The organism is Streptomyces solincola, assembly GCF_002982015.1.
GTDB lineage: Bacteria > Actinomycetota > Actinomycetes > Streptomycetales > Streptomycetaceae > Streptomyces > Streptomyces solincola.
Genome location: NZ_PVLV01000073.1, coordinates 1 through 12339, shown reverse-complemented (window position 1 = coordinate 12339; position 12339 = coordinate 1). Strand labels below are relative to the sequence as shown.

Here is a 12339-nt window from a genome sequence, read left to right as displayed (position 1 = left end):
CATGACGATTCCCCCACGCCTCAGTCTGCTCGGCGGCGCCGCCGAGCAGACTGAGGCGTGGGGGAATCGTCATGGTCCGATGATGACGCGCGTAGACGTGTGCACGTCAATGACGGAGGCGGAACGTCCGCATGATGTCGACCGAACGGCCACCTGTGCGACCGGGAGGTGAACGACCCGAGGGCGACCCGCGAAGGGACGCCCCGGCGTCGAGCGGCGGTCAGCCGCGGTCAGAGCCGCTCAGAACCGGAGGCCGCCGAACCCGCCGTAGGGGTTCGTCGCCCGGTACGGGGTGACGCATGCCGCGCCGGCCGCGCCGGTGGCGGGGCGGCAGAGGCTGAGCGTCACCTGGCGGATGCCGGCCGCGTCCCCGACCCGGGTCAGCGTGCGCTCGGCGCGCTGTCCGCAGCCCGCGGTGCGCGCGGTGGTGGCCAGCGGGATGGTGGCCCCGCTCCCGGTGAGGGCGGTGACGACGGCGTACACCGGGGCGTCGTCGCAGGTCAGGTCGGAGACGGTGAGGGTTCCGCCCTCGACGGCCGTCCGGTCGGTCCAGGTGAACTCGACCCGGGCGCGGTCGCCCCAGGGGGCGCTGACGTCACCGGTCGTGGTGGTGGCGGCGAAGCCGGGCGCGGCCGGCCCGAGGACGAGCGCGGCCGCGGCGGCCGCGACGAGTCCCGCACGGATCATGAGCTGGTCTCCTGTCAGGCGGCGCCCCGGCAGGGCCGGGGCGCGGGAGTCGGGGAGCGTCAGCCCTACCCGGCCGCCGGACGCCGCGCACGCCCCCGCCGGGCGCCTCACACGCCCGGCCCACCTCCGTACCGCCGGCCTCCGCAACCGTCCGATCAGCACATGATCACAACGATGATCGCCACGGGTACAGCGACGCGCGCCGCCGGAGCAGCGGTGCTCGCCTCCGCGACAGCGAGATCAGCACCGGAAAAGGGTGCAGCGCCTGCCGGTCCGGTCGGGGACGTGGCAGGCGCTGCGGTGTTCCGTACGCCGTTGTACGGGACGATGAGGGGTGGCCGTCGCCGGGGTTGCGGGCCCGGCGGGCGGCCTGGGTGGCGTCCCGGGTCAGACCGCCAGGGCGCGGTCGGTGGGGCGGATCGGGGCGGGCAGGGCGCTCGCTCCGGTGAGGTAGCGGTCCACACCGCGGGCGGCGGAGCGGCCCTCGGCGATGGCCCAGACGATCAGGGACTGGCCGCGGCCGGCGTCGCCGGCGACGAAGACGCCGTCCACGTTGGTGGCGAAGTCGGCGTCCCGGGCGACGTTGCCGCGCTCGTCGAGGTCCAGGCCGAACTGCTCGACCAGGCCGTTGGAGCGGTCGGTGCCGGTGAAGCCCATGGCCAGGGTGACCAGTTGGGCGGGGATACGGCGCTCGGTGCCGGGCTTCTGCTCCAGCTTGCCGTCCTTGAACTCCACCTCGGCCAGGTGCAGGGCCTGCACGTTGCCGTCCTCGTCGCCCTCGAAGTGGGTGGTGGAGACGGCGTAGACGCGCTCGCCGCCCTCCTCGTGGGCGGAGGTGACCTTGTAGAGCATGGGGAAGGTCGGCCAGGGCTGGTTGGTGTTCCGCTCCTCGCCGGGGCGGGGCATGATCTCGAGCTGGGTGACCGAGGCCGCGCCCTGGCGGTGGGCGGTGCCGACGCAGTCCGCGCCGGTGTCGCCGCCGCCGATGACCACCACGTGCTTGCCCTCGGCGGTGATCGGCGGGGCGATGAAGTCGCCCTCCTGCACCTTGTTGGCCAGCGGCAGGTACTCCATGGCGAAGTGGATGCCCTTGAGGTCCCGGCCGGGCACCGGCAGGTCGCGGGAGACGGTCGCGCCGGCGGCGATGACGACGGCGTCGTAGCGGCGGCGCAGCTTGGCGGCGTCGATGTCGACGCCGATCTCGACCTCGGTGCGGAACTTGGTGCCCTCCGCGCGCATCTGCTCGATGCGCCGGTTGATGTGCACCTTCTCCATCTTGAACTCGGGGATGCCGTACCGCAGCAGTCCGCCGATGCGGTCGGCCCGCTCGTAGACGGCGACGGTGTGGCCGGCCCGGGTCAGCTGCTGGGCGGCGGCGAGGCCGGCCGGTCCCGAGCCGATGACGGCGACGGTCTTGCCGGACAGGCGCTCGGGCGGCTGCGGGGTGACGTCGCCGCTGTCCCACGCCTTGTCGATGATGGAGACCTCGACGTTCTTGATGGTGACGGCCGGCTGGTTGATGCCCAGCACGCAGGCCGACTCGCACGGCGCGGGGCAGAGCCGGCCGGTGAACTCGGGGAAGTTGTTGGTGGCGTGCAGCCGCTCGGAGGCCGCGCCCCAGTCCTCCCGGTAGGCGTAGTCGTTCCACTCGGGGATGAGGTTTCCGAGCGGGCAGCCGTTGTGGCAGAACGGGATGCCGCAGTCCATGCAGCGGCCGGCCTGCTTGCTGATGATCGGCAGCAGGGAGCCGGGGACGTAGACCTCGTTCCAGTCCTTGACGCGCTCGTCCACGGGCCGGGTCTTGGCGACCTCGCGCCCGGTGGTGAGGAAGCCCTTGGGGTCAGCCATTGGTCGCCGCCTCCATCATCTTCTCGGTGGTCTCCCGCTCGGAGAGACCGGCGAGCTCAGCGGCGTCCTTGGCGGCGAGCACTGCCTTGTACGTGGTGGGGATGATCTTGCTGAACCGGTTCACCGAGGTGTCCCAGTCGGCGAGCAGCTTCTCGGCGACCGTCGAGCCGGTCTCCTCGTGGTGGCGGCGCACGACGTCGTGCAGCCACTGCTTGTCGCCGTCCTCCAGGGGCTCGACGGCGGCGAGGTTGCCGGGGTTGACGTTGTCGCGGTCCAGGTCGACGACGTAGGCGACGCCGCCGGACATGCCGGCCGCGAAGTTGCGCCCGGTCTCGCCGAGGACGACCGCGTGGCCGCCGGTCATGTACTCGCAGCCGTGGTCGCCGACGCCCTCGGAGACCACCAGCGCGCCGGAGTTGCGGACGCAGAAGCGCTCGCCGGTGCGGCCGCGCAGGAACAGCTCGCCGCCGGTGGCCCCGTAGGCGATGGTGTTGCCCGCGATGGTGGAGAACTCGGCCAGGTGGTCGGCGCCCCGGTCGGGGCGGACCACGATCCGGCCGCCGGACAGGCCCTTGCCGACGTAGTCGTTGGCGTCGCCCTCCAGCCGCAGGGTCACGCCCTTGGGCACGAAGGCGCCGAAGGACTGGCCGGCCGAGCCGGTGAAGGTGATGTCGATGGTGTCCTGCGGCAGTCCCGCGCCGCCGAACTTCTTCGTCACGTGGTGGCCGAGCATGGTGCCGACGGTGCGGTTGATGTTGCGGATGGCGACCTGGGCGCGGACCGGCTGGGCCTGCTCGGCGCTCTCCGCGTTCAGCGCGTCGGCGGCGAGCTTGATCAGCTCGTTGTCCAGGGCCTTCTCCAGGGCGTGGTCCTGCACCGTGATCTGGTGCCGGACGGCGCCCTCGGGCAGCTCGGGCACGTGGAAGAGCGGGGCGAGGTCCAGGCCCTGCGCCTTCCAGTGGTCCACCGCCCGGGTGGTGTCGAGGAGTTCGGCGTGGCCGACGGCCTCGTCCAGGGTGCGGAAGCCCAGCTCGGCGAGGAGTTCGCGGACCTCTTCGGCGATGTACTGGAAGAAGTTGACGACGTACTCGGCCTTGCCGGAGTAGCGCTCGCGCAGCACCGGGTTCTGGGTGGCGATGCCGACCGGGCAGGTGTCCAGGTGGCAGACGCGCATCATGACGCAGCCGGAGACCACCAGCGGGGCGGTGGCGAAGCCGAACTCCTCCGCGCCGAGCAGCGCGGCGATGACCACGTCCCGGCCGGTCTTGAGCTGGCCGTCGGTCTGCACCACGATCCGGTCGCGCAGGCCGTTGAGCAGCAGGGTCTGCTGGGTCTCGGCCAGGCCCAGCTCCCAGGGGCCGCCCGCGTGCTTGAGACTCGTCAGAGGAGACGCACCGGTGCCGCCGTCGTGGCCGGAGATCAGCACCACGTCGGCGTGCGCCTTGGACACGCCGGCCGCGACCGTGCCGACGCCGACCTCGGAGACCAGCTTCACGTGGATGCGGGCCGCCGGGTTGGCGTTCTTCAGGTCGTGGATGAGCTGGGCGAGGTCCTCGATGGAGTAGATGTCGTGGTGCGGCGGCGGGGAGATCAGGCCGACGCCCGGGGTGGAGTGGCGGGTCTTGGCGACCCACGGGTAGACCTTGTGGCCGGGGAGCTGGCCGCCCTCGCCGGGCTTGGCGCCCTGCGCCATCTTGATCTGGATGTCGTCGGAGTTGACCAGGTACTCGGACGTCACGCCGAAGCGGCCGGAGGCCACCTGCTTGATCGCCGAGCGGCGGGCCGGGTCGTACAGCCGCTCCGGGTCCTCGCCGCCCTCGCCGGTGTTCGACTTGCCGCCGAGCTGGTTCATGGCGATGGCGAGCGTCTCGTGCGCCTCCTGCGAGATGGAGCCGTAGCTCATCGCGCCGGTGGAGAAGCGCTTGACGATCTCGGAGGCGGGCTCGACCTCGTCCAGCGGGATCGCGGACCGGTCGGAGGAGAAGCCGAACAGGCCGCGCAGCGTCATCAGCCGCTCGGACTGCTCGTTCACCCGGCCGGTGTACTGCTTGAAGATGTCGTAGCGCCCGGAGCGGGTGGCGTGCTGGAGCCGGAAGACGGTCTCCGGGTCAAACAGGTGCGGCTCGCCCTCGCGGCGCCACTGGTACTCGCCGCCGATGTCCAGGCGGCGGTGCGCGGAGGCGATGCCGGAGACCGGGTACGCCTTGGTGTGCCGGGCGGCGACCTCCTGGGCGACGATGTCCAGGTCCGCGCCGCCGATCTTGGTGGCGGTGCCGTTGAAGTACTTCTCGACGAACGCCTCGTCCAGGCCGACGGCCTCGAAGACCTGTGCGCCGCGGTAGGAGGCGACGGTGGAGATGCCCATCTTGGACATCACCTTCAGCACGCCCTTGCCGAGCGCGTAGATCAGGTTGCGGATGGCCTTCTCGGCGGTGACGCCCTCGATGAAGGTGCCGGCGCGGACCAGGTCCTCGACCGACTCCATGGCGAGGTACGGGTTGACCGCGGCCGCGCCGTAGCCGATGAGCAGCGCGACGTGGTGGACCTCGCGCACGTCGCCGGCCTCCACCAGCAGGCCCACCTGGGTGCGCTGCTTGGTGCGGATGAGGTGGTGGTGCACGGCGGCGGTGAGCAGCAGCGAGGGGATCGGGGCGTGCTCGGCGTCGGAGTGCCGGTCGGAGAGCACGATGAGGCGGGCGCCGGCCTCGATGGCGGCGTCGGTCTCGGTGCAGATCTGCTCGATGCGGGCGGCCAGCGCCTCGCCGCCGCCGGAGACCCGGTAGAGGCCGGAGAGCGTGGCGGCCTTCATGCCGGGCATGTCGCCGTCGGCGTTGATGTGGATGAGCTTGGCCAGCTCGTCGTTGTCGATCACCGGGAAGGGCAGGGTGACGCTGCGGCAGGTGGCCGAGGTCGGCTCCAGGATGTTGCCCTGCGGGCCCAGCGAGGAGTGCAGCGAGGTGACGAGCTCCTCGCGGATGGCGTCCAGCGGCGGGTTGGTGACCTGCGCGAACAACTGGGTGAAGTAGTCGAACAGCAGCCGGGGCCGGTCGGAGAGCGCGGCGATGGGCGAGTCGGTGCCCATGGAGCCGATCGGCTCCGCGCCGGCGCGGGCCATCGGCGCGAGCAGGACGCGCAGCTCCTCCTCGGTGTAGCCGAAGGTCTGCTGGCGGCGGGTGACCGAGGCGTGGGTGTGCACGATGTGCTCGCGCTCGGGCAGGTCGCCCAGCTCGATGATGCCGGTCTCCAGCCACTCCTGGTACGGCTGGTCGCCGGCGAGGCCGGCCTTGATCTCGTCGTCCTCGATGATCCGGTGCTCGGCGGTGTCCACCAGGAACATCCGGCCGGGCTGGAGGCGGCCCTTGCGGACGACCCTGGACGGGTCGATGTCCAGGACGCCGACCTCGGAGGAGAGCACGACCAGGCCCTCGTCGGTGACCCAGTAGCGGCCGGGGCGCAGCCCGTTGCGGTCCAGGACCGCGCCGACCTGGACGCCGTCGGTGAAGGTGACGCAGGCCGGGCCGTCCCAGGGCTCCATCATCGTGGAGTGGTACTGGTAGAAGGCGCGCCGGGCCGGGTCCATCGAGTCGTGGTTCTCCCACGCCTCGGGGACCATCATCAGCACCGCGTGCGGCAGCGAGCGCCCGCCGAGGTGCAGCAGCTCCAGCACCTCGTCGAAGGAGGCCGAGTCGGAGGCGTCGGGGGTGCAGATCGGGAAGATCCGGTCCAGCGCGCCGGCGCCGAACGCCTCGGAGGCGAGCTGGGACTCGCGGGCCCGCATCCAGTTGCGGTTGCCCTTGACCGTGTTGATCTCGCCGTTGTGCGCGACGAAGCGGTACGGGTGGGCCAGCGGCCAGCTCGGGAAGGTGTTGGTGGAGAAGCGCGAGTGGACGAGGGCGACCGCGGTGGCGCAGCGGCGGTCGGACAGGTCCGGGAAGAACGGCTCGAGCTGCCCGGTGGTGAGCATGCCCTTGTAGACGATGGTCCGCGAGGACAGCGAGGGGAAGTAGGTGGCCGCCTCGCGCTCGGCGCGCTTGCGCAGCACGAACGCCTTGCGGTCCAGCACGATCCCGCTGGTCTCGCCGTCGCTGACGAAGAGCTGGCGGAAGACCGGCATGGTGGCGCGGGCGGTGGCGCCGAGCAGGTCGGGCGCGACCGGCACCTCGCGCCAGCCGAGGACGGTCAGTCCCTCCTCGGCGGCGATGGCCTCGATACGGGAGACGGCGGTCGCGTTCTCCTCGGCGTCGGCCGGGAGGAAGGCGATGCCGACGGCGTACGAGCCCGCCTCGGGCAGCTCGAAGCCGGCGGTCTCGCGCAGGAAGGCGTCCGGGACCTGGAACAGGATGCCCGCGCCGTCGCCGGAGTCCGCCTCCGCGCCGGTGGCGCCGCGGTGCTCCAGGTTGCGCAGGACGGTCAGGGCCTGCTCCACCAGCTCGTGGCTGGCTACGCCGGTGAGGGTGGCAACGAAGCCGACGCCGCAGGCGTCCTTCTCGTTGCGGGGGTCGTACATACCCTGCGGGGCGGGGCGACCGTCCATGGGCGACCAGGCGTCGGAACGCATCGGCTCTCCCGTCGTCGTCGTGGCATACAGCGGTGCCGAAGGGACGACGTTGGCCCTCCGCAAAATTTCGTGCAGGTTACATGATGGCTGCGATTCCGCAAAGCGGATACTGCATTCCAGCATGCGGACAACACGAGGGGGTGCGGGATGGTGCCCCGCAGGTCACGGGCAGCGCGGAGACGGCGGAGCCGGGCGAAGGGGAGTCGCTTGCGACGTCCTGGCGCACCCGGCGGCGGCTCGGTGCTCGGGGCCGGTCCGACGGCCCGTGCACGTGTGCGCGGGCTTCGTTGCCCGCGGCGCTAACGGCTCATGCCCCGGTGTGCAAGGCTCCAAACCGTCAGCATCAGCGGCTGTCTATGTGCCGCGGCGCATAGTGTCTCATCGGCATGGCGCATTGTGCTATTGGAGTTTCGTCACAACGCGGGGGGCGGTGGCCGCCCGGTCGTTGTGGGGTCCGACCTGCTGTGAAGCCGCTGGCCGCGGTGGTGGCGGGGGTGCCCGGCGGGTTCCACGGTACGGCCGATCGGCCGCCCGCGCCCGGCGAGCGCGGCGGCCGGCGCACGCCCCTAGACCGCCGCGCCGAACAGCGCGCCCAACCCGTAGGTGAGCGCCGCGGCGGCGCCGCCGAGCAGCAGCTGCCGCAGCCCGCTGTACCACCAGCTCCGGGCCGTCACCCGGGCCACCACCGCGCCGCAGGCGAACAGGCCCAGCAGCGCCAGCAGCACCGCCGGCCACAGCGCGGTGGCGCCGAGCAGGTACGGCAGCACCGGCAGCAGCGCGCCCAGCGCGAACGACCCGAACGAGGAGACGGCGGCGACCAGCGGCGAGGGCAGGTCGTCCGGGTCGATGCCCAGCTCCTCGCGGGCGTGGATCTCCAGCGCCTGCTCGGGGTCCCGGGAGAGCTGCATGGCGACCTCGCGGGCCAGCGCGGGCTCGACCCCGCGCGCAGCGTAGAGCGCGGCCAGCTCCTCCATCTCGTCCACCGGGTGCTTGCGCAGCTCGCGCCGCTCCACGTCCAGCTCCGCCTCCACCAGCTCGCGCTGGGAGGCGACCGAGGTGTACTCCCCCGCCGCCATGGAGAACGCGCCGGCCGCGAGACCGGCCAGCCCGGTGATCACGATGGTCTGCTGCGAGACGGCCCCGCCGGCCACGCCGGTCATCAGCGCCAGGTTGGAGACCAGGCCGTCCATCGCGCCGAACACCGCCGGCCGCAGCCAGCCGCCGTTGACGTCGCGGTGGGTGTGGTTGTCGCGGTGCGCCGCGTGCAGCGTCGCCTCGGTCTCGATGATGGACACGTCTCTCCCCGGTGGTACGCGATACGGCGGGGCCCGGACGCGGTCCCGCTCCCCCTCGACGCCCTCGAACTTACGCCCGATGTAAGGGGCGCGCCAGCAAGGCAGGCTTTACTTACCGATCGTCGTCGGAAGGATGGAGCGGACGCGTCTTCGCAGGTCAGGGATGCCTTACCGAAGTACGGGGGTCAGGACGGGGAGTCGCCGGCCGTCCGGCACGCCGGGTGGCCCCAGCGCGCGCCGACCCGGGTGATCGACTCCCCGGCGGCGTACGACGTGCCGCACGGGCAGGTGCCCCGGAACTTCGCCGTGATGGTGGGCGCCTTGCCGGAGGACGCCTTGGCGGACGCCCCCGTGGCGGTCGCCGCTCCGGCGGCCGGCCGGGTACGGACCGGGCGGCGGGCCTTCGCCCCGGCGGCGGGCGCGGCGCGCTCCGGCGCCGGCTGCGGCAGCGCGGTGTCGCCGTGCGCGGTGCCGGCGGCCCGCTGGCTGACGGCCGCGTCGCTGGCGGCCTGGTCGGCGATGGCGTTGAGCAGGTCGCCGTCCACCCGGTGGGCCGGCACATGGCGGAACTCCACGTCCCGGCCGTCCAGCAGGGAGTCGATGCGCTGCACCAGCTCCTGGTTGGCGACGGGCTTGCCGGCGGCCGTCTTCCAGCCGTTGCGCTTCCAGTTCGGCAGCCACTGGGTCACCGCCTTCATGGCGTACTGGGAGTCCATCCGCACCTCCAGCGGAGTGCCGGCGTCCGCCGCCTCCAGCAACCGCAGCAGCGCGGTCAGCTCCCCCACGTTGTTGGTGGCACGGCCCAGCGGGCCGGACTCCCAGCGCTCGGGCCGGCCCTCCCCGTCGGCGATGACCCACGCCCAGGCGGCCGGGCCCGGATTCCCCTTGGCCGCCCCGTCACAGGCGGCGATGATGCGATCGGACATTCCCCCGATCATGCCGTACGGCGCACCGGCCCCGGACCGCGGGCGGCCGCCGGGCCCGGCGGCGGGCGGGTCAGATCACCACGGCGGCGACCGTGGCCGCGGTGACGGCCGCCATCGCGGCCTGCATGTTCCGGATCGCCTCGCGCACACCGTCACCGGCCCACTGGCCCTCGGCGACCTGCGCCATGCGCGACTCGGCCCGGACCCGCGGCACGTCGGGAAAGGCCAGGCGGTGCAGCTTCGCCGCGTGCAGCAGGGCGATGAGGCCACCGGTACGCGCGTCGGGCTCCGCCCCGTACAGCACGGACGTCAGCCGGGCCCGCAGCTCGCGCTCCACCGAGCCGTCCACCTCCGGGTACCGGCGCACCGGGAACACGCCGAGCACCCGGCCCCGCTCCTCGGCGACCAGACCGCGCTCGCACAGCGCCGCCACCGTCGCGGCGACCGCCTTGGAGTGGTCCTTCGTCAGCCAGTCGGTCACCCGGCGCGGCTCCTTGCCCCGCGTCCACTCCGCGAGCCCGCGCAGCCGCTCGTCGAGCAGCGCCGTCCCGGTGGGCGAGGCGTCGACCACGGTGAGCCTGCCGTCGGCCACCGCCACCCGCCCGGCCATCGCCAGCTCCAGCAGCGCCCCGCCCGCCACCGCCCAGCTTGCCGACGACCGCTCCCTGGCGACGCCCGACTCGTCGTCCAGCGACAGCAGGGTGATCTCCTCGCCCAGCGTGACGGCCATGCCCCAGCTCCTTGATCGTGTTCGGTCATCAGTGTGACGTCCGAGCCGGCCGCGTGGTTCCCGGCTCCCCCGCACGGCACCCTGGGAGGCACGGCAGGCCCCGTTTCGATCTTCGACTCCAGGAGAGACGTCGCCCATGACCCACATCGTGGTACTCGGCTCCGCCAACATGGACCTCGTCGCCTACGCCGGCCGCCTCCCGGGACCCGGCGAGACCGTCACCGGCCGGGACTTCCGTACCGCACCCGGCGGCAAGGGCGCCAACCAGGCCGTCGCCGCGGTCCGGGCCGGCGCCGAGGTCTCGATGATCGGCGCCGTCGGCTCCGACCCGTACGGCTCCGCGCTGCGCGCCTCGCTGGAGAGCGCCGGCGTCGACACCGACCTGCTGCGCACCGTCGAGGGCCCCTCCGGGACCGCGCACGTCACGGTGGACGACGAGGGCCGCAACACGATCGTCGTCGTGCCCGGCGCCAACGGCACCGTCGAGTCGCTGCTCCCCGGCGACGACACCCTGATCGCCACCGCCGACGCCCTGCTGCTCCAGTTGGAACTGCCGCTGTCGGCCGTGGTCGAGGGCGCCCAGGCGGCCCGCCGGCACGGGGTGCGCACCGTCCTCACCCCCGCGCCCGCCGTGCCGCTGCCGCCCGAGCTGCTGGGCGCCACCGACCTGCTGGTGCCCAACCAGCACGAAGCCGCCGCGCTGACCGGGATCGCCGACCCGCACGGGGCCGCCGAGGCGCTGCTGCGCCAGGTGCCGCAGACTGTGATCACCCTGGGCGCGGCCGGCAGTCTGCACGCCGCCCGGGGCGCCGAACCGGTCATGGTGCCCGCCCCCGAGGTGGACGCGGTGGACACCACCGCCGCCGGGGACACCTTCACCGGCGTCCTGGCGGTCGCGCTGGCCGAGGGCCGGCCGGTCCGGGACGCGCTGGCCTGGGCCTCCTCGGCCGCCGCGCTGTCCGTGCAGCGCCTGGGCGCGGCGCCCGCCATGCCGTACCGCAAGGAGATCGACGCGCTCTGAGCCGTGGCGGACACGGCGGAGGGGCGGTCACCGTCATGCGGTGACCGCCCCTCCGGGGTCTTCAGGGGCCCGGCTCAGCCCTTCCCGGCCGTCTTGGACGCGCCGCCGGAGGCGGAACCGGAGCTGTCGCGCGCCGCGCCGCCCTGTCCGACCGCGCCGTCCGCGCCTCCGCCCGGGGCCCCGTCCCCGGTGCTGCCGGAGTCGCCCTCCGAGTCGCCGTCCTGCTCGGCGGCCTTCAGCTTCGCCGCGTCGGCCTTGGCCTGGTCGGCGAGGACGGCCGGCTCCACGATCTCCTCCCGGCCGGGCCGCAGCCTGGCCGAGACGACGATGTAGACGACGGCCAGCACGAAGACCACGATCGCGGTCCAGACGTTGAGCCGCAGGCCCAGCACGTGGTGCGCCTCGTCCACCCGCATGTACTCGATCCAGCCGCGCCCGGCGCAGTAGGCGGCGACGTACAGCGCGAACGCCCGGCCGTGGCCCAGCCTGAACCGGCGGTCGGCCCAGACGACCAGCAGCGCGACGCCGACGCACCACAGCGACTCGTACAGGAACGTCGGGTGGTACAGCCCCGCCTCGCGGTTGGCGCCCTCGCTGATCTTCAGCGCCCAGGGCAGGTCGGTGGGCCGGCCGTACAGCTCCTGGTTGAACCAGTTGCCCCAGCGGCCGATGGCCTGGGCGAGGACGATGCCGGGGGCGATGGCGTCGGCGTAGGCGGGCAGCGGGATGCCGCGGCGGCGGCAGCCGATCCAGGCGCCCACCGCGCCGAGCGCGATGGCGCCCCAGATGCCGAGGCCGCCCTCCCAGATCTTGAAGGCGTCGACCCAGTTCTCGCCCTCGCCGAAGTAGAGCTGGTAGTCGGTGATGACGTGGTAGAGCCGGCCGCCGACCAGGCCGAAGGGCACGGCCCAGACGGCGATGTCGGCCACGGTGCCGGCTCGGCCGCCGCGGGCGATCCAGCGCTTGTTGCCGAACCAGACGGCGACGAAGACACCGGCGATGATGCAGAGGGCGTAGCCGCGCAGCGGGACGGGTCCGAGGTGGATCGCACCGGTCGACGGGCTGGGGATGTAGGCAAGGTCCATGGCAGCACCGACGCTACCCTGCCGGGCGGCGCCCTCGGCAACCCGCCCGGCAAAGACTGGATAACAGCACAAGCCACCGCCCGGACGGCCGCCGTCCGGCTACTGCTCCGGGGCCGGTTCCACGCCCGGCCCGCCACCCGCCGGGGAGGAGGACCCGGACGGCGAGGCCCCGGACGGCGAGGCGGAGGC

The 12339-nt window shown here is 73.1% G+C and carries 8 protein-coding genes; 1 reads left to right on the top strand and 7 read right to left on the bottom strand.

All coding sequences use genetic code 11. From position 1 onward, the window contains the following. Window positions 1-240 precede the first annotated feature (240 nt). From C6N75_RS05495 to C6N75_RS05470, 6 genes are all read right to left on the bottom strand, one after another. Window positions 241-687, bottom strand: coding sequence for a hypothetical protein (locus C6N75_RS05495; RefSeq protein ID WP_105867704.1), 447 nt, complete (start codon window positions 685-687; stop codon window positions 241-243). A 387-nt stretch (window positions 688-1074) separates the two neighbouring features. Continuing rightward, the gene (locus tag C6N75_RS05490) at window positions 1075-2535 is read right to left on the bottom strand and encodes a glutamate synthase subunit beta (RefSeq protein WP_105867703.1); all 1461 of its coding nucleotides are present in this window, start codon (window positions 2533-2535) and stop codon (window positions 1075-1077) included. Then, window positions 2528-7093, bottom strand: a complete 4566-nt coding sequence (gene gltB / locus C6N75_RS05485) for a glutamate synthase large subunit (protein ID WP_105867702.1) — start codon at window positions 7091-7093, stop codon at window positions 2528-2530. The genes C6N75_RS05490 and gltB overlap by 8 nt, the downstream gene beginning before the upstream one ends. A gap of 566 nt (window positions 7094-7659) precedes the next feature. Beyond that, window positions 7660-8388, bottom strand: a complete 729-nt coding sequence (locus tag C6N75_RS05480; protein WP_105867701.1) for a VIT1/CCC1 transporter family protein — start codon at window positions 8386-8388, stop codon at window positions 7660-7662. Window positions 8389-8573: 185 nt separating this feature from the next. Further along, window positions 8574-9314: a ribonuclease H family protein gene (locus C6N75_RS05475; RefSeq protein ID WP_105867700.1), complete on the bottom strand. Its 741-nt coding sequence runs from the start codon at window positions 9312-9314 to the stop codon at window positions 8574-8576. A gap of 70 nt (window positions 9315-9384) precedes the next feature. After that, window positions 9385-10044 carry a GOLPH3/VPS74 family protein gene (locus C6N75_RS05470; RefSeq protein WP_105867699.1) on the bottom strand — a complete coding sequence of 220 codons (660 nt, stop codon included), beginning with the start codon at window positions 10042-10044 and terminating at the stop codon, window positions 9385-9387. 136 nt (window positions 10045-10180) lie between these two features. On the opposite strand from C6N75_RS05470, the gene rbsK reads away from it, so the two are divergent. Beyond that, window positions 10181-11065, top strand: a complete 885-nt coding sequence (gene rbsK, locus C6N75_RS05465) for a ribokinase (protein WP_105867698.1) — start codon at window positions 10181-10183, stop codon at window positions 11063-11065. Window positions 11066-11139: 74 nt separating this feature from the next. Here rbsK and lgt read toward each other — a convergent pair whose 3' ends face one another. Further along, window positions 11140-12150, bottom strand: coding sequence for a prolipoprotein diacylglyceryl transferase (gene lgt / locus C6N75_RS05460; RefSeq protein ID WP_258177242.1), 1011 nt, complete (start codon window positions 12148-12150; stop codon window positions 11140-11142). Window positions 12151-12339 lie beyond the last annotated feature (189 nt).